This is a genomic window from Streptomyces sp. NPDC126503 (assembly GCF_040302405.1).
Taxonomy (GTDB): Bacteria; Actinomycetota; Actinomycetes; order Streptomycetales; family Streptomycetaceae; genus Streptomyces; species Streptomyces gulbargensis.
Window position 1 is genome coordinate 23,566 of sequence record NZ_JBEORS010000004.1, and the last position, 17,447, is coordinate 41,012.

A 17,447-nucleotide genomic window follows, 5' to 3' on the forward strand; every position below is an offset into this window, starting at 1 on the left:
GCGCACATTCCTACCCGATCCGAGGAGACTGACGACCGTGACGGACATCGTCGACGAGCTGAAGTGGCGCGGGCTTTTCGCCCAGTCCACCGATGAGGACGCCCTGCGCAAGGCTCTCGCGGACGGTCCTGTCACGTTCTATTGCGGTTTCGACCCGACCGCGGCCAGTCTCCACGTCGGGCACCTGGTGCAGGTGCTCACGGTCCGCCGGCTCCAGCAGGCCGGGCACCGGCCGCTGGCGCTGGTCGGCGGCGCCACCGGGCAGATCGGTGACCCGCGGCCGACGGCCGAGCGGACGCTGAACGACCCGGAGACGGTCGCGAACTGGGTGAACCGGTTGCGCTCGCAGATCGAGCCGTTCCTCTCCTTCGAGGGGGAGAACGCGGCGGTCATGGTGAACAACCTGGACTGGACCGCCGGGATGTCGGCGATCGAGTTCCTGCGGGACATCGGCAAGCACTTCCGGGTCAACAAGATGCTGACCAAGGACTCCGTCGCCCGCCGGCTGGAGTCCGAGCAGGGCATCAGCTACACCGAGTTCAGCTACCAGCTGCTCCAGGGGATGGACTTCCTGGAGCTGTACCGCCGGTACGGCTGCACGCTCCAGCAGGGCGGCAGCGACCAGTGGGGCAACCTGGTGGCGGGTCTGGACCTGATCCACAAGCTGGAGCCGGGTGCCGAGGTGCACGCGCTGGCGACCCCGCTGATGGTCAAGGCGGACGGGACCAAGTTCGGCAAGACCGAGAGCGGTGCGGTCTGGCTGGACCCGGAGATGACGACGCCGTACGCCTTCTACCAGTTCTGGTTGAACGTGGACGACCGGGACATCTCCACCTACATGCGGATCCTGTCCTTCCGGTCCCGTGCGGAGCTGGAGGAGCTGGAGGCGCAGACCGCCGAGCGGCCGCAGGCCCGGGCGGCGCAGCGCGCGCTCGCCGAGGAGCTGACCACGCTGGTGCACGGGGCCGATCAGTGCGCGGCCGTGATCGCGGCCTCGAAGGCGCTGTTCGGTCAGGGCGAGCTGGCGGAGCTGGACGGGGCGACGCTGGCCGCCGCGCTGTCCGAGCTGCCGCACGCGCGCGTGTCCGATCTGGGCCAGGTCGTGGACCTGTTCGCCGAGGTGGGTCTCGTACCGAGCAAGTCGGCGGCGCGGCGCACGGTGAAGGAGGGCGGCGCGTACGTGAACAACGTCAAGGTGACCGCCGAGGACGCCGTGGTGGCGCCGGAGGAGTTGCTGCACGGCCGGTGGCTGGTGCTGCGGCGCGGCAAGAAGAACCTGGCGGCGATCGAGTTCGCCGGCGCGGAGGGCTGAGCCCGCCGCGCGGGTGGCACGGCAACGGCCGGGAGGCCCGGTACGGCACATGAGGTGCCGTACCGGGCCTCCCGGTTCTCGTGCGCGGGGCGCCGCGGCCGGCCGGGGGTCCCGGTCACCGCGGCCCGCTCAGGCGCGTCGCCGGCTGCCCTTCATGGAGGCCCACAGCATGTCGCCCACTCCGACCACGGCGACGGCGCCGATGAGCTGGAGCAGATGACGGGTCCAGTCGATGCCCTTGGTGTCGTTGACGCCGATCCACGTGGCGACGGCGTTGCCGAGGATGCTGCCGAGGATGCCGAAGACGGCGGTCAGCCACAGGGGGATCTGCTGTTTCCCCGGCAGGATCGCCTTGGCGATCAGACCGAGGACGAGACCCACGATGATTGCCCAGAGCCAGTGCATGGTCGCCTCCTGATACGACGCTTTTCACGCATGTGGGCCCAGTCTCGGCCCGTCCGCCGTACGGCGCATGTCGGGCGCCGCCATCCGCGCCCCGGCCTCGTGCGTTCCGCAGGCCGGGCGTACCGTGGAAGAAGGTCCGGACCGGGGAGGGTCCGGCGCGAGCGGTGGGTGGTGGAAGGCGATGCGGAAGCGTGGCGGGACCGAGGTCTTCCGGATCACCGGGGCCCGGCAGGGCCTCGCGGAGGACGTCCGGGGCAGGCAGCGCAGGTACGTCATCTCGATGACGGTGCGGACGCTGTCGGTGATCGCGGCGGCGGTGCTGTGGAACGTGGAGCGGCACGTGGCCGTGGTGGCGCTGGCGCTGGGTGTGCTGCTGCCCTACGTGGCGGTGGTGATCGCCAACGCGGGGCGCGAGTCGGCGCCGTCGCTCCCCTCGACCTTCGTACCGACTCCGGTGCGTCCGGCACTCGGTCCGGGCGAGCCGGTGGCGGAGGCCGGCGCGGAGCGTCCGTACGCCCGTGACTGACGGGCCGGCGGGCCGCGCGAGCGGGGCCCGGGAAGCTCAAGAAAAGCTCAGATCAATCATGACGTTCCGCTGCACCGCACCCCGGGTGCCGTGACATACTGCCTACGCGCTCCGCATCCCCCGTCGGAGCGACGGACCGATGCCGGGCAGCTCCCCCCGTGGCTGCTCGGCATCGCCCTTGCCGGGTGATGATCGTGTGATCCAATGATCGTGTGATCCAAGGTCCCGTGAGCGAAGAGAAGCCGGTCTGTTCCGCCAAGGGGTGCCACGCCGACGCCGTCTGGGTCCTGGCGTGGAACAACCCCAAGCTGCACACGCCCGAGCGACGCAAGACGTGGCTCGCGTGCGAGGAGCACCGCGAGCACCTCTCCCAGTTCCTGGGGGTACGGGGCTTTCTGAAGGACGTCGTCCCGCTGGGCGAGTGGGAGTCAGCCGCCGATCGCTGACATCGGGCGGTCGGGCTGGAGGAAGCTCGGGTCGTCGAGGCCCGAGCCGGCCTTCTTGCCCCACATCGCCCGCTTCCAGATCGCGGCGAGTTCGGCGTCGTCGGCGTCCGAGCGGAGGGCGGCCCGCAGGTCGGTCTCCTCGGTGGCGAAGAGGCAGGTGCGGACCTGTCCGTCGGCGGTGAGCCGGGTGCGGTCGCAGGCCCGGCAGAAGGGCCGGGTGACGGAGGCGATGACCCCGACCGTGTGGGGGCCGCCGTCGACGGTCCAGCGCTCGGCGGGGGCGGAGCCGCGCTCCTCGGCTCCCTCGGCGGTGAGCGTGAAGCGGGTGCGCAGGGACTCCAGGATGTCGCCGGCGGTGATCATGCCGTCGCGCTTCCAGCCGTGCTGGGCGTCCAGGGGCATCTGCTCGATGAAGCGGAGCTCGTAGCCCTGCTCGATGGCCCAGGCGAGGAGGTCGGGGGCCTCGTCGTCGTTGAGTCCGGGCATGAGGACGGCGTTGACCTTGACCGGGGTGAGGCCGGCGTCGCGGGCGGCGGCCATGCCGTCGAGGACGTCCCGGTGCCGGTCGCGGCGGGTGAGGGTCTTGAAGACGTCGGGGCGCAGGGTGTCGAGGGAGACGTTGACCCGGTCGAGCCCGGCGGCCTTGAGGGCGGCGGCGGTGCGCTTGAGCCCGATGCCGTTGGTGGTGAGGGACATCCGGGGGCGGGGTTCGAGGGCGGCGCAGCGCTCGACGATCCCGACGAGGCCGGGGCGGAGCAGGGGTTCGCCGCCGGTGAAGCGGACCTCGGTGACGCCGAGATCGGTGACGGCGACGCGGATCAGGCGGACGATCTCGTCGTCGGTGAGCAGGTCCGGCTTGGCCAGCCACTGCAGGCCTTCTTCCGGCATGCAGTAGGTGCAGCGCAGGTTGCACCGGTCCGTGAGGGAAACGCGCAGGTCAGTGGCCACTCGGCCGTAGGTGTCGATGAGCACGTGGGCCCCCTCCCCGAATTCCGGTCGTTTCTGACTCCGAGCCTACGTGAGCGGGCGGGCGGCGAGCAGGGCAGATTGTCACGAGGACCGGAGCGGCCGCGTCGTAGAACTCTACGACGCGGCCGCTCCGTGGTGGCGGACCGTATACGGTCCGGTGCTCTGCGGTCAGTGCTTGACCGCCGCGGCGACGCCGACCCCGGTGAGGGACTTGACCTCCAGCTCGGCGTACTTGCCCGCGTCCGGCTCCTCCTTGGAGAGGAGGGAGCCGAGCCAGCCGAGGAGGAAGCCCAGCGGGATGGAGACCAGGCCGGGGTTCTCCAGGGGGAACCAGTGGAAGTCGACGCCCTTGAACATGGACGCCGGACCGCCGGAGACCACCGGCGAGAAGAGGACGAGGACGACGGAGGAGATCAGTCCGCCGTAGATCGACCAGAGGGCTCCCTGGGTGGTGAACCGCTTCCAGAAGAGGGAGTAGAGGATCGTCGGCAGGTTGGCCGAGGCGGCGACGGCGAAGGCGAGGGCGACCAGGCCGGCGACGTTGAGGTCGCGGGCGAGGGCGCCGAGCGCGATCGACACGATGCCGATGAGCACGGTGGACCAGCGGGCGGCCCGCATCTCCTGCTTCTCGGTGGCCTTCCCTCGCTTGATCACGTTCGCGTAGATGTCGTGCGCGAAGGACGAGGAGGAGGCCAGGGTCAGGCCGGCGACGACGGCGAGGATGGTGGCGAAGGCGACGGCGGAGATGACGGCGAGGAGGATCGCGCCGCCGGTGGAGTCCGCGCCGCCGCCGACCTCCAGGGCGGTGAGCGGGGCGGCGGTGTTGCCGGCCTTGTTGGACGCCTTGATGGTGTCGCCGCTGAGCAGGGCGGCGGCGCCGAAGCCGAGGACGATCGTCATCAGGTAGAAGGCGCCGATGATGCCGATGGCCCAGTTGACCGACTTACGGGCGGCCTTGGCGGTCGGCACCGTGTAGAAGCGGATCAGGATGTGGGGCAGGCCGGCGGTGCCGAGGACGAGCGCGATGCCCAGGGAGAGGAAGTCGAGCTTCGAGACGGCGCTGGTGCCGTACTTGAGGCCGGGCTCAAGGAAGGCCTGGCCCTTGCCGCTGTTGGTGGCGGCGGCGCCGAGCAGGTCGGAGAGGTTGAAGTCGAACTTCAGCAGGATGAGGAAGGTGATGAGGAGAGTGCCCGCGATGAGCAGGACGGCCTTCACCATCTGGACCCAGGTGGTGCCCTTCATGCCGCCGATCGTCACGTAGACGATCATCAGGACGCCGACGAGGGCGACGATCGCGATCTTGCCGCCGTCGCTGGTGATGCCGAGGAGCAGCGAGACGAGGACGCCCGCGCCGGCCATCTGCGCGAGCAGGTAGAAGATCGAGACGACGATGGTGGAGGTGCCGGCGGCGGTACGGACCGGGCGCTGACGCATCCGGTAGGCGAGGACGTCGCCCATGGTGAAGCGGCCGGAGTTGCGCAGCGGTTCGGCGACCAGGAGCAGGGCGACGAGCCAGGCGACGAGGAAGCCGATCGAGTAGAGGAAGCCGTCGTAGCCGAAGAGGGCGATGGCGCCGCTGATGCCGAGGAAGGACGCGGCGGACATGTAGTCGCCGGAGATGGCGAGGCCGTTCTGGAAGCCGGTGAACTGGCCTCCGCCGGCGTAGAAGTCGGCGGCGCTCCGGGTCTGCCGGCCGGCCCAGACGGTGATGGCCAGGGTGGCGACGACGAAGGCGGCGAACAGGGCGATGATCAGCGGCCGGTGTTCGGTGGTGGCGCTGTCGGCGGCGAGCAGGACGAAGGTGTTCATGCGTCGCCCTCCATACGGGACTTGATGGCCTCGGCACGGGGGTCGAGGCGCTCGGCGGCGTGCCGGGAGTAGAACCAGGCGATGAGGAAGGTGGTCGCGAACTGGCCGAGGCCGAGGACGAGGGCGACGTTGATGTTGCCGAGGAGTTTGATGCCCATGAAGCCGCCCGCGTAGTTCGAGAGCAGCACGTACAGCAGGTACCAGGCGATGAAGGCGACGGTCAGCGGAAAGGCGAAGGAACGGTATGTACGGCGCAGTTCACCGAATTCCGGGCTTTTCTGCACCTCGACGAACTGCTCCGTCGTGGGGCGGCCGGGACCGCTGTCGGTCTCCGTTCCGTTTTTGGGCGGCGGTGCTTCGGTGGCCACGGAAATCTCCTTGTGACGCGGGGCGGACGGGCGGTTCGAGGGGTCCCACCAGGGTGGGAGCCCGGGGCTCCGGGCGGAACCCCTCCCCTGCACAACGGCACGGAGCGGGAAGCGACGCGGTTCACCCGGATGGTTTCTTCGCACAGTTCTTCATGAAGTCTTCTCAACTCATTGAATCCCCGGGATGAACAGCGATAACTTCCGTCGTCATGCACCTGCCCAAACGCAACCCCGCGCGGGCAGTACACGGATGATGTGGAGAACCCATGGCTCATCTGGGATCGAGGCGCGGCCGGGCTCTTGCCCTGCCTGTTGGTCTCGCGCTCACGGCCTCGCTCGGCTTCCTTCCCTCCGGCGCCGCCACCGCCGCGGACCTGAGCGACGCCCCCGCGGCGGCCACCGCGACGGCCGACGGTCCGAAGCTGTCGTACGTGGTCAACGTCGACGGGGGCCGCCGGACCGCCGCCTCGGTGAAGAAGGCCGTCGTCGCCGCGGGCGGCGAGATCGTCATCGCCTACGACCAGATAGGCGTGATCGTCGTCCACTCGCGGAACGCCGATTTCGCGAAGACGATCCGGCAGGCGCCCGGCGTCGTGTCGGCCGGTGCCACCCGCACCGCTCCGCTCTCCGTCCAGTCCGACACCGCCGTCGACGAGGGCGCCCAGGCCCTTTCCCCGGCCGAGGCCCGGGCCGCCGCGGCGACCGCCTCGGACGAGCAGGACCCGCTGGAGCCCCTGCAGTGGGACCTCCCGGCCATCAAGGCGGACCGGGCCCACCAGAAGACGCTCGGCAGCAAGCGCGTGACCGTCGGCGTCATCGACACGGGCGTCGACGACACCCACCCCGACCTGGCGCCGAACTTCGACGCAGCCTCCTCCGCCAACTGCGTGTCGGGCAAGCCGGACACCACCCCCGGCTCCTGGCGCCCGGGCGCGGGCGAGAGCGACCACGGCACGCACGTCGCCGGCACGATCGCCGCCGCCAAGAACGGCGTCGGCATCACGGGTGTCGCCCCGGGCGTCAAGGTCTCCGGCATCAAGGTGTCCACCCCGGCCGGCTTCTTCTACACGGAGGCCGTGGTCTGCGGCTTCGTGTGGGCGGCCGAGCACGGCGTCGAGATCACCAACAACAGCTACTACACCGACCCGTGGATGTTCGCCTGCAAGACCGACGAGGACCAGAAGGCCCTCATCGAGGCGGTCACCCGCGCGTCCCGCTACGCGGAGCGCAAGGGCACGGTCAACGTCGCGGCGGCCGGCAACTCCAAGTTCGACCTGGCGGCCGACTCGATCCTCGACAAGAGCAGCCCGAACGACAGCACCGAGGTCGACCGGCTCATCGACCCGAAGGTCTGCTTCGACTACCCGGCCATGCTGCCGGGCGTGGTGACGGTCTCCGCGACCGGCGCCAAGGACCTGAAGGCCTCGTACTCGAACTACGGCCAGGGCGTCGTCGACATCGCCGCCCCCGGCGGTGACCGCACCGAGTACCAGACGCCGGACGCCCCGGCGGTCAACGGCCGCATCCTCTCGACCACCGTCGCGGGCGGGTACGTCTACAAGGCCGGTACGTCGATGGCCGCGCCGCACGCCGCCGGTGTGCTCGCGCTGCTGAAGTCGACGCACCCGAAGGCGAGCCCGGCGGCGCTGAAGGCGCTGCTGTACGCGCAGGCCGACGACCGCGCCTGCACCAACCCGTACGACATCGACGGCAACGGCACCGTCGACGCCGTCTGCGAGGGCGGCAAGGACAAGAACGGCTTCTACGGGGCCGGCATGGTCGACGCGCTGGACGCGGTCCGCCGCTGACGTGCGCGGAGGGGCCCCGGTGCGGTACGCCGCACCGGGGCCCCTTCGCATGGCACCGGGTGCCATAGTGCGGGTCATGAACAACGACACACCTCCCGCGGTCCGTTCGGGTACGGAGGCGCTCTGGGCGGCGCTCGGCGGCGATCCCGCGCTCCTGGACCGGGTCACGTACGGCGGGGCGCCCGGCCGGCTGCCGGCCCGCCTCCCGGTGATGGACCTGGCCCGGGCCACCGTCGCGGTCGCCGGGCTCGCGGCCGTGGAACGCGCGGGCCTGCCGGGGCCGGTGCGGGTGGACGACGGGGCCGTCGCCACCGCCTTCGTGAGCGAGCGCCACCTGCGGGTCGACGGGCGGGCCCCGGTCAACTTCGCGCCGCTCTCCCGGTTCTGGCGGGCGGCCGACGGCTGGGTCCGCACCCACGCCAACTACCCGCACCACGAGGCGGCGCTGCGGGAGGCGCTCGGCGTGCCCCAGGGGCCCGGGGCCGCCGAGGCGGTGGCGGCGGCGATCGGCGGGCGGACCGCCGTGGACGTCGAGACGGCGGTGTACGCGGCGGGGGGCCTCGCCGTCGCCCTGCGCACGCCCGCCGAGTGGGCCGCCCACCCGCAGGGACGGGAGGTGGCGGCCCGCCCCCTGCTGACCCGGGAACGGCTCGACGGGGCCGCGCCCCGGCACCGTACGGGCCGGCTGCGGGTCCTGGACCTGACGCGGGTCATCGCGGGCCCGGTGGCGACCCGGACGCTGGCGCTGCTCGGCGCGGACGTGCTACGGATCGACCCGCCGGGCAATCCGGAGCTGCCCGACCAGCACGCGGACACGGACGTGGGGAAGCGGACGGCCGCGCTGGACCTGGGCCGCCGCGCGGACCGGCGGACCTTCGACGAGCTCCTGGACGCGGCCGACGTGCTGGTGACGGGTTACCGGCCGGGCGCCCTCGACCGCTTCGGGCTCCACCGGCCGGGCCTGGTGACGGCCCGCCTCTCCGCCTGGGGCGACCGGGGGCCCTGGGCGGAACGGCGCGGTTTCGACAGCCTGGTCCAGGTCGCCACCGGCATCGCCGTCGTGGAGGGTTCGGCCGAGGAGCCGGGGGTGCTGCCGGCGCAGGCCCTGGACCACGGAACCGGCTATCTGCTCGCGGCCGCCGTGCTCCGTACCCTCACCGAGCAGGACCGGGACGGCGGCACCCGGCTCGTCCGCGTGGCGCTCGCGCGGACCGGCCACTGGCTGACGCACGGCCTGCCCCGCTCCCCCGTCCTCCCGGGCCCGGCGGCCGGCCCCGTCGACCCGGAGCCGTACCTCACGGAGTCGGAGGGCCCGCTCGGCCGGCTGCGGTACGCCCGGTCACCCGTGACGTACGAGGGCGGGCCCGTGGACTGGACGCGGCCTCCGGGCGTGCCGGGCGCGGACGCGCCGGTGTGGAGCGAGCCGGGGCCCTCCGGTGACGGCCCGGCGCCCGGTGCCCGCGGCTGAGGCCGTCCGGGGCAGGATGAGCCGCATGGCCCACGAGGGGAAGATCCGCTTCACGCTGCCGCGGGGCGCGACCGGTTTCTTCGCACCGGGGGACGGTCCGCCGCCGGCGACCGACGCGCGCGCGTTCCGCGGCGCCCTGCACGCCGCGGCCCGGGCCGCCGGGGGCCGGGTGGGCGGGATGGAGCCGCAGGAGTACCCGCGGAGCTTCCACACCGCGTCGGTCGTCCACCGGACCGGCGAGACGGTCGTGCTGTGCCACGCCCACCACCCCTGGATCGCCTTCGCCCGGGAGCGCCGGAACTGGTACGACGAGGAGTTCACCGCGCCGCCGTGGTGGGCGTCCGTCTTCGCCGACGCGGGCTTCGTGGTGCTGGACGGCGAGCGGCTCGGGCTGCCGCTCGCCGCCGTGGACACCTCGGTGCTGTCCCGGGCCGAGTGGCGCCAGGTCCGGGCCTACGGCATCGGCACGCTGGGAGGCGTCCTCTTCAACGCGTGGGCGTGACGGACGGAGCCGGGCGGCGGGGCCCGGCTCAGGGCTTGACGAGGACCTTGAGGGCGGTGCGCTCGTCCATGGCGCGGTAGCCGTCCGGGACGCCGTCGAGGCCGACGGTGAGGTCGAAGACCGGCGACGGGTCGACGCTGCCGTCCAGGACGTCCGGGAGCAGTTCGGGAATGTAGGCGCGGACCGGGGCGACGCCGCCGCGCAGGGCGATGTTCCGGTCGAACATGACGGACAGGTCGAGGCCGGTGCCGCTGCCGTGCGGAACGCCGACGTAGCCGATGGAGCCGCCGTCGCGGACGATCCCGACGGCGGTGCGCATGGACTGCTCGGTGCCGACGGCCTCGATGACGGCGTGGGCGCCCTGGCCGCCGGTGAGTTCGCGGACGGCGGCCTCGGCGGCCTCGCCGCGCTCGGCGACGACGTCGGTGGCGCCGAAGGCGCGGGCGATGTCGGTGCGGGCGGTGTGCCGGCCCAGGGCGATGATCCGTTCGGCGCCGAGCCGGCGGGCGGCGAGGACGCCGCACAGGCCGACGGCCCCGTCACCGACGACGGCGACCGTGGACCCCTCGCGGACACCGGCGCCCAGGGCCGCGTGATGGCCGGTGCCGAGGACGTCGGAGAGGGCGAGCAGCGCGGTCAGCAGGTGGTCGTCGGAGGCGGCGTCGGCGGGGAGCCTGACGAGGGTGCCGTCGGCGAAGGGGACGCGGACCGCCTCGCCCTGGCCGCCGTCGGAGCCGGGCGTGCCCCAGAACCCGCCGCGCGGGCAGGAGGTCTGGAGGCCCTCGGCGCAGTAGTCGCAGGTGCCGTCCGACCAGACGAAGGGGGCGACGACGAGGTCACCGGCGCGGAAGCCGGTCACGTCGGCGCCGGCCTCCTCGACGATCCCGAGGAACTCGTGGCCGATGCGCTGCCCCGGCCGCCGCGCGGACTCCCCGCGATAGGCCCACAGGTCGCTGCCGCAGACGCAGGCGCGCAGCACGCGGACGACGGCGTCGGTGGGGTCCTGGACGACCGGGTCGGGCACGTCCTCCACGCGCAGGTCGAAGGGGGCGTGGATGGTGGTGGCGCGCATGGCGGGCGGTCCTCGCTGTCAGTCTGTCGTACGGCCCTCACCGTAACCCGCCCGCAGGGCTCCGGCGGTGAGCAGGTACTGCGCCGCCAGGTACGTGAGCATGATCCAGAAGTCGGGGACGGGCGGCTGGGGCCAGTCGGCGACACCGGTCGCGATGAGGGTGTCGGAGAGCAGGAAGAGGGCCCCGCCGAGGCCCGCCGGGACACCGAGGGCGCTCGCCCGGTACGCCATGGCGGTGAGGAGGAGTGAGTAACCGGCGACCGGGACGCGGAGGTCGGCCGGGAGGTCGGGCCACAGGAGCGCGACGGTGGCGACGAGGGCCGCCGCGTACAGGCCGGCCAGGGGCGGGGACGTGCGCCCGCGCCCGAAGAGGACGAGGTAGCAGACGTGTCCGGCGGCGAAGGAGCCCATGCCCGCGAGGAAGGCGGCCTCCGCGTCGAACAGCAGCAGGACGTCGCCGCCCCAGCCGAACAGGAGCGCGGCGATCAGGAGCTTCGGGGCGCCGCGGCTCGCGGCGTACGCGGCGAGCAGCGGCATCAGCAGTGGTTTGGCGATCCGGTGGCCGGTCTCGGCGCCGGCGAGGAGCGCGATCAGGTCGGCCGCCGCCGCGAGGACGAAGGCGGCGAGCAGCGCGCGGGAGACGGCGCCGGTGGCGGTGGGTCGCGGGGCCGCGGTACGGGCGGTCACGCGGCGGGCTCCGGCGCGGTGCCGCCCTGGGGCGTGCCGGGGGCGACGGCCGGGGGCGGCGCGGGCTGCCAGCCCGGGCCGCGCAGGACGCGTCCGGCGCGCTCGCGCCAGTCGCGCGCGGCGCGCAGGTCGCGGGCGATGGCGGCGTACTCGTGGGTGGCGACGCGCAGCGGGTTGTACGTGTCGATGTTCTTGGTGAGCCCGTACACGGGCCGCTCGGTCTCGCCGACCCAGGAGCCGAACATCCGGTCCCAGACGATGAGGATGCCGCCGAAGTTCCGGTCCAGGTAGCCGCCCTGGGAGGCGTGGTGGACGCGGTGGTGGGAGGGGGTGTTGAGGACGTACTCGAAGGGCCGGGGCAGCCGGCCGACGCGCTCGGTGTGGATCCAGAACTGGTAGACGAGGTTGACGGAGTAGCAGAAGGCGACGGCCGCCGGGTGCACGCCGAGGGCGATCATCGGCAGGTAGAACGGCCAGGAGGTCAGGCTGGTCCACGGCTGGCGCAGCGCGGTGGTGAAGTTGAACTTGCGGCTGCTGTGGTGGACGACGTGGCAGGCCCAGAGGATGCGGATCACGTGGTGGCCGCGGTGCTGCCAGTAGTAGAAGAAGTCCTGGGCGAGCAGCATGAGCGGGATCGTCCACCACAGGACGGGGACGCGCAGCGGGGTGAGCTCGTACACGGCGGTGTAGATCGCGACGACCGGGATCTTCCACAGGGCGTCGAAGACGAGGCTGCCGAGTCCCATGCCGAGGCTGGTGGCGGCGTCCTTGGCCTCGTACCCGGCGGCGTCCTCGTCGGGGTGGAGGCGGTAGCTGACCATCTCCACGACGGTGAGCAGGACGAACGCCGGTATGGACCACAGCACGACATCGGGCAGGTTCGGCATGCGGTCGACGGTAGAGGCGGGCGGGCGGGCGCCGCTAGAGGTTGTTACCAACAAGTATGCGAGACGGCTTGTCAGCAAGCTTTGGCGGCTTCCGACAACGCCGGCCCGCGTGCCGGGTGGGATGTCAGACGCCCGCCGCGCCGAGCAGGGAGCCCGCCGCGTAGGTCACCGCCATCGCCAGGGCGCCGCCGCCGGTGTTGCGCAGGACGGCGCGGCCGGCGGGGGCCTCGCCGAGACGGGCGGACCACCAGCCGGTGAGGGCCAGGGCGGCGAGGACCGAGGCGACCGTCACCCACAGCCGGTCCGGGGCCGGGGGCAGGACGATCGCGAGGAGGGGCAGCAGGGCGCCGGCCGTGAACGCGAGGAAGCTGGCTCCGGCGGCGTGCCAGGGGTTGGTGAGGGCGTCGGGGTCGATACCCAGCTCCACGCGCGCGTGGGCCCGCAGCGCGTCGCGCGCGGTGAGCTGTTCCGCGGCCTCGCGCGCCACGTCGGGGGACAGGCCACGGGTGGTCAGGAGGCCGGTCAGCTCGTCGAGTTCGGCCTCGGGGCGCTCGCGCAGCTCGCGCCGCTCCTCGGCGAGGGCGGCCTTCTCGGAGTCCCGCTGGGTGGAGACGGAGACGTACTCCCCCGCCGCCATCGACATCGACCCGGCGAGGAGACCGGCCAGACCGGCGGTGAGCAGCGCGGACCGGGACCCGGTGGCCCCGGCGACCCCGACGACGAGTCCCGCCGTGGAGACGACCCCGTCGTTGGCCCCGAGCACGGCGGCCCGCAGCCAGTTGAGCCGGGTACCGAGGCCGCCGCCGGGGGGTTCGTCGTGCGCGGTGGGTTCGGTCACACCGGGAGCGTCGCATCCGGGCGGCCACCGGCCGTGGACCGACCCGCCCTCGCGTGTGCGGCGGACGCCGCGCCGGAGGCGCGCGTCCGGTGCGGGGCGCCGCTCCGGTGACGACGGCGACCCGTCCCGCGCGCGGTTCCGAGGGCAAGGCGTGGCTGGGCCGGAGGAGTTGAAAGGGCTTCACCGGACATCAGGGACATCCAGGACACCGGGGGCGGGACTGTCGGTCGCGGGCCGTATTCTCAGTGACCATGCTCGACGACCGCACGACAGCACCGACGTGGCCGGCCGCCTACCCGCAGGGGTACGCGGTCGTCGACGTGGAGACCACCGGCCTCGCCCGTGACGACCGGATAGTGTCGGCTGCCGTCTACCGGCTCGACGCGCAGGGGAACGTCGAGGACCACTGGTACACGCTCGTCAACCCCGAGCGCGATCCCGGCCCGGTCTGGATCCACGGCCTCACCAGTGACGTCCTGGAGGGCGCGCCCCTCTTCCCGGAGATCGCCGCCGAGCTCTCGGCGCGTCTGGAGGGCCGCGTCCTGGTCGCGCACAACGCCATGTTCGACTGGCAGATGATCGCCCGTGAGTACGCCCGCGCCCGGGGCGCCGCGCCGGTGAAGCAGCGGCTGTGCACCATCGCGCTGTCCAAGGAGCTCGCGCTGCCGCTGCCCAACCACAAGCTGGAGTCGCTCGCCGCGCACTTCGGGGTGGTCCAGCGGCGGGCGCACAACGCGCTGGACGACGCCCGGGTGCTCGCGGAGGCCTTCCGGCCGAGCCTGCACGCGGCGGCCGAGCGGAACGTACGGCTGCCGCTCCTGGAGTGCCGCCCGCTGACCGAGTGGACCCCGGACGCGGCGCGGCCCGCGATCGGCCGTCAGGCCACGGGCCCGACGGGGTACGCGGCCTCCTCCCCCTCCGCGTACCGGGCGGGCGGCTGGCGCCCCTCGCGCAAGCGCCCGCCGTGCCCGTACCCGAACCCCGGCCGGTACGAGACGGGCGCGCCGCTCAAGCAGGGGATGCGCGTCGCCTTCTCCGGGGACACCTCGGTCGACCGCGAACTCCTGGAGGACCGGACGGTCGAGGCCGGACTGCACGTCGCCACGAGCGTCTCCCGGCTCACCAGCCTCCTCGTCACCAACGACCCGGAGGCCGCCACGTCCAAGACGCTGAAGGCGAAGTCCTTCGGGACGCCGGTCGTCGACGAGGCGGCCTACGTGCAGCTCCTGCGGGACGTGGCCCCGGCAGACGGGTGACGCGCCCGCCCCCGGCGGGCGTGCCGCGCGGCGCGATTCCGCCCGGGGCCCCACCCTGTGGCGCATGGCACGTTGTGAGGTCTGCGGAAACGATTACGGCATGTCCTTCGAAGTCCATGCGCAGGGTGCTGTGCACGTCTTCGACTGCTTCGCGTGCGCCATCCACCGCATGGCGCCCATCTGTGAGCACTGCCGGGTCCAGATCATCGGGCAGGGCGTCGAGGTCGACGGCACCTGGTACTGCGGCGCGCACTGCGCCCGGGCGGAGGGGAAGGCGGGCATCGTGGACAGGGTGTGAGCCGGACCCGGCGCCCTGGACGCGGAAGGCGTCCGGCCCCGCCGAGAGAAGTGAAGAAACGATTTTGGGCGGGACGGGGCGGGGACAACCCACCCGAACCCCCCGTGCGTGCACCCCGTGGCCCGCGCTGTACGGTCATGGGGTGTACCGCTTCCTGTTGTCCCGGCAGTGGGTGATCCTGACCCTCGTCGCCCTCGTCCTCATCCCCGTGATGACCGAGCTGGGCTTCTGGCAGTTCCACCGGCACGAGCGCCGGGTCGCCCAGAACGCCCTGATCGAGGAGAACCTCCGGGCGGAGCCGGTACCGGTCGAGAAGCTCACCTCCCCCGGCCACACCGTGCCCCGCGCCCTCTACTGGCGCCGGGTCACGGCCACCGGCACCTTCGACACCGCCCACGAGGTGGTCGTCCGCCGCCGCACCTCCGCCGACGACCGGGTGGGTTTCCACGTCCTGTCCCCGCTGGTCCTGCACGACGGCCGGATCGTCCTCGTCAACCGCGGCTGGATCCCGGCCGCCGGTGACCAGCGCGCCTACCCGCCGGTGCCGCCCGCCCCCCGGGGCGAGGTCACCGTCACCGGCCGCCTCAAGGCCGACGAGACCACGGGCGCGAGCGGCATCAAGGACCTCAAGGGCCTGCCGGACCGTCAGGTCATGCTGATCAGCAGCGCCCAGCAGGCCGAACTGACGGGCCGCGAGGTGCTCGGCGGCTACGTGGAGCAGACGGGGCCCGCGCCGGCCGGCGGCACGCCCGAGCAGGTCCCGGAGCCCGACCACGACTCGATCGGCGCGCACATGGCGTACGCCGTGCAGTGGTGGCTGTTCGCGGCGGGCGTTCCGGTGGGCTGGTTCGTCCTGGTACGCCGGGAGAAGCGGGACCGGGAGGCCGCCGCCGCCACCGGTGGCGGGGGCGGGGCGGGGGACGGCGGCGCGCCCGGCGCGGGCTCCACGGCGATCCAGGCCACACCGTCCGTTTGATTGACCCTCCCCACTTGCGGGAACAGCCCAAAGCGTGACGCAACGTATCGACGACTACGCCCTCATCGGGGATCTCCAGACCGCCGCGCTCGTCGGACGCGACGGGTCGATCGACTGGCTGTGTCTCCCCCGCTTCGACTCCGCCGCCTGCTTCGCCGCCCTCCTCGGCGACGAGGACAACGGCCACTGGCGGATCGCCCCCCAGGGCGCGACCCGCTGCACGACGCGGCGGTACGCGGAGGACTCGCTGGTCCTGGAGACGTACTGGGAGACCCGCACCGGCACCGTCAAGGTCGTCGACTTCATGCCGCACCGCGACCGGGCGCCCGACGTGGTGCGGATCGTGGAGGGAGTCAGCGGCTCCGTCGACATGAGCTCCGTGCTGCGGCTCCGCTTCGACTACGGCTCGATCGTGCCGTGGGTGCGCCGCTCCGAGGGCCACCGGGTCGCGGTCGCGGGGCCGGACGCGGTCTGGCTGCGCAGCGACCCGCCGGTGAAGACCTGGGGACAGCAGTACGCCACCTGTTCCTCCTTCACCGTCGCCGCCGGCGAGAAAGTGGCCTTCGTCCTCACCTGGCACCCCTCGCACGAGTCCCGCCCCGCCCTCGTGGACCCCTTCGAGTCCCTGGAGCACACGCTCGCGGACTGGCGGGCATGGGTGGCCCGCTGCACCTACCAAGGGCCCTACCGGGACGCGGTCGTCCGCTCCCTGATCACCCTCAAGGCCCTGACCTACGCCCCCACCGGCGGGATCGTCGCCGCCCCCACCACCTCGCTCCCCGAGGAGATCGGCGGAGTGCGGAACTGGGACTACCGCTCCTGCTGGCTGCGCGACTCCTCCCTCACCCTCGGGGTGCTGCTCGCCGCCGGGTACGTGGAGGAGGCCGCCGCCTGGCGGGACTGGCTGCTGCGCTCGGTGGCCGGCGACCCGGCCGACCTCCAGATCATGTACGGGCCCGCCGGGGAGCGCCGGCTCCCCGAGACCACCCTGCCCTGGCTGCGCGGCTACGCCGACTCGCTGCCGGTCCGGACCGGGAACGCGGCCGTGGAGCAGTTCCAGCTCGACGTGTACGGCGAGGTCATGGACTCCCTGTACCGGGCGCGGGAGGCCGGGATCCCGGCGCAGCGCCACGCCTGGAACCTCCAGCTGAGCCTGCTCGGCTTCCTGGAGTCGACCTGGCGCGAGCCCGACGAAGGGCTGTGGGAGGTGCGCGGCCCCCGCCGCCACTTCACCCACTCGAAGGTGATGGCCTGGGTCGCCGCCGACCGGGCGGTGCGCACGCTGGAGGCGGACCCGTCGCTGCCGGGGGACGTGGCACGGTGGCGGGCGCTGCGCGACGAGATCCACGCCGACGTCTGCGCGAAGGCCTACGACCCGGACCGCAACACCTTCACCCAGTCGTACGGCTCCCGCGAGCTGGACGCCGCCACGCTCCTCATCCCGCAGGTGGGCTTCCTGCCGCCGGACGACCCCCGGGTGGTCGGGACGGTCGACGCGGTCCGGGCCGAGCTGATGCACGGCGGTTTCCTGCGCCGCTACACGCCCGACTCGGGCGCGGTGGACGGCCTGCCGGGCCAGGAGGGCACCTTCCTGGTGTGCTCGTTCTGGCTGGCGGACGCGCTGTGGCTGACCGGCCGGCACGAGGAGGCCCGCGCCCTCTTCGAACGGCTGGTGACGCTCTGCAACGACGTGGGGCTGCTGGCGGAGGAGTACGACCCGGTGGCCCGCCGCCAGCTCGGCAACTTCCCGCAGGCCTTCAGCCACATCGGCCTGGTGGGCACCGCTCTCGCGCTGGCGCTGGACGACCCGGCAGGATAGG

Annotated in this window: 18 protein-coding genes; 10 read left to right on the forward strand and 8 right to left on the reverse strand. The window is 72.8% G+C overall.

The annotated features are described in order from the left end of the window. The first annotated feature begins 37 nt into the window (after positions 1 to 37). Complete coding sequence (gene tyrS, locus ABTY40_RS07075; RefSeq protein WP_352058579.1) at positions 38 to 1,312, forward strand: tyrosine--tRNA ligase; 1,275 nt, start codon at positions 38 to 40, stop codon at positions 1,310 to 1,312. A 129-nt stretch (positions 1,313 to 1,441) separates the two neighbouring features. Here the strand turns inward: tyrS and ABTY40_RS07080 are convergent, their stop codons facing one another. After that, complete coding sequence (locus ABTY40_RS07080) at positions 1,442 to 1,717, reverse strand: GlsB/YeaQ/YmgE family stress response membrane protein (RefSeq protein ID WP_345280649.1); 276 nt, start codon at positions 1,715 to 1,717, stop codon at positions 1,442 to 1,444. Between the two features lie 181 nt (positions 1,718 to 1,898). Here ABTY40_RS07080 and ABTY40_RS07085 point away from each other — a divergent pair, with 181 nt between their 5' ends. Next, positions 1,899 to 2,243 carry a DUF3099 domain-containing protein gene (locus ABTY40_RS07085; protein WP_352058580.1) on the forward strand — a complete coding sequence of 115 codons (345 nt, stop codon included), beginning with the start codon at positions 1,899 to 1,901 and terminating at the stop codon, positions 2,241 to 2,243. A gap of 212 nt (positions 2,244 to 2,455) precedes the next feature. After that, positions 2,456 to 2,689: a hypothetical protein gene (locus tag ABTY40_RS07090; RefSeq protein WP_345280653.1), complete on the forward strand. Its 234-nt coding sequence runs from the start codon at positions 2,456 to 2,458 to the stop codon at positions 2,687 to 2,689. Here ABTY40_RS07090 and moaA read toward each other — a convergent pair. The 3 genes from moaA to ABTY40_RS07105 form a co-directional block, all read right to left on the reverse strand. Next, a complete protein-coding gene (gene moaA, locus ABTY40_RS07095; protein WP_352058581.1) occupies positions 2,672 to 3,661 on the reverse strand; it encodes a GTP 3',8-cyclase MoaA in 990 nt (329 codons plus the stop codon). The genes ABTY40_RS07090 and moaA overlap by 18 nt on opposite strands. Positions 3,662 to 3,826: 165 nt before the next feature. Then, a complete protein-coding gene (locus tag ABTY40_RS07100; RefSeq protein ID WP_352058582.1) occupies positions 3,827 to 5,467 on the reverse strand; it encodes a monocarboxylic acid transporter in 1,641 nt (546 codons plus the stop codon). Beyond that, positions 5,464 to 5,835 (reverse strand): DUF485 domain-containing protein, encoded by a 372-nt coding sequence (locus tag ABTY40_RS07105; RefSeq protein ID WP_352058583.1) that lies wholly within the window; start codon positions 5,833 to 5,835, stop codon positions 5,464 to 5,466. Before ABTY40_RS07105 ends, ABTY40_RS07100 begins: the two co-directional genes overlap by 4 nt. 266 nt (positions 5,836 to 6,101) lie before the next feature. Between ABTY40_RS07105 and ABTY40_RS07110 the strand changes: the two genes are divergently transcribed. The 3 genes from ABTY40_RS07110 (at position 6,102) to ABTY40_RS07120 (ending at position 9,613) form a co-directional block, all read left to right on the forward strand. Beyond that, positions 6,102 to 7,643, forward strand: a complete 1,542-nt coding sequence (locus ABTY40_RS07110) for a S8 family peptidase (protein ID WP_352058584.1) — start codon at positions 6,102 to 6,104, stop codon at positions 7,641 to 7,643. 76 nt (positions 7,644 to 7,719) lie between these two features. Next, complete coding sequence (locus tag ABTY40_RS07115; RefSeq protein ID WP_352058585.1) at positions 7,720 to 9,111, forward strand: CoA transferase; 1,392 nt, start codon at positions 7,720 to 7,722, stop codon at positions 9,109 to 9,111. 25 nt (positions 9,112 to 9,136) lie between these two features. After that, positions 9,137 to 9,613, forward strand: a complete 477-nt coding sequence (locus ABTY40_RS07120; RefSeq protein WP_352058586.1) for a hypothetical protein — start codon at positions 9,137 to 9,139, stop codon at positions 9,611 to 9,613. 28 nt (positions 9,614 to 9,641) lie between these two features. Here the strand turns inward: ABTY40_RS07120 and ABTY40_RS07125 are convergent, their stop codons facing one another. From ABTY40_RS07125 to ABTY40_RS07140, 4 genes are all read right to left on the reverse strand, one after another. Then, positions 9,642 to 10,685, reverse strand: coding sequence for a zinc-dependent alcohol dehydrogenase family protein (locus ABTY40_RS07125; RefSeq protein ID WP_352058587.1), 1,044 nt, complete (start codon positions 10,683 to 10,685; stop codon positions 9,642 to 9,644). An 18-nt stretch (positions 10,686 to 10,703) separates the two neighbouring features. Further along, a complete protein-coding gene (locus ABTY40_RS07130) occupies positions 10,704 to 11,372 on the reverse strand; it encodes a lysoplasmalogenase (protein ID WP_352058588.1) in 669 nt (222 codons plus the stop codon). Next, a complete protein-coding gene (locus tag ABTY40_RS07135; RefSeq protein ID WP_352058589.1) occupies positions 11,369 to 12,259 on the reverse strand; it encodes a sterol desaturase family protein in 891 nt (296 codons plus the stop codon). Before ABTY40_RS07135 ends, ABTY40_RS07130 begins: the two co-directional genes overlap by 4 nt. A gap of 124 nt (positions 12,260 to 12,383) precedes the next feature. After that, positions 12,384 to 13,097, reverse strand: a complete 714-nt coding sequence (locus tag ABTY40_RS07140; RefSeq protein ID WP_352058590.1) for a VIT1/CCC1 transporter family protein — start codon at positions 13,095 to 13,097, stop codon at positions 12,384 to 12,386. A gap of 245 nt (positions 13,098 to 13,342) precedes the next feature. On the opposite strand from ABTY40_RS07140, the gene ABTY40_RS07145 reads away from it, so the two are divergent. From ABTY40_RS07145 to ABTY40_RS07160, 4 genes are all read left to right on the forward strand, one after another. Continuing rightward, complete coding sequence (locus tag ABTY40_RS07145; protein WP_352058591.1) at positions 13,343 to 14,353, forward strand: DEDDh family exonuclease; 1,011 nt, start codon at positions 13,343 to 13,345, stop codon at positions 14,351 to 14,353. 64 nt (positions 14,354 to 14,417) lie between these two features. Beyond that, a complete protein-coding gene (locus ABTY40_RS07150; RefSeq protein ID WP_309052348.1) occupies positions 14,418 to 14,651 on the forward strand; it encodes a metallothionein in 234 nt (77 codons plus the stop codon). A 142-nt stretch (positions 14,652 to 14,793) separates the two neighbouring features. Then, entirely contained in the window at positions 14,794 to 15,627 is an 834-nt protein-coding gene (locus ABTY40_RS07155; RefSeq protein ID WP_352058592.1) for an SURF1 family cytochrome oxidase biogenesis protein, read from the forward strand. A gap of 34 nt (positions 15,628 to 15,661) precedes the next feature. After that, positions 15,662 to 17,446 (forward strand): glycoside hydrolase family 15 protein, encoded by a 1,785-nt coding sequence (locus ABTY40_RS07160; protein ID WP_352058593.1) that lies wholly within the window; start codon positions 15,662 to 15,664, stop codon positions 17,444 to 17,446. Position 17,447: the final 1 nt, after the last annotated feature.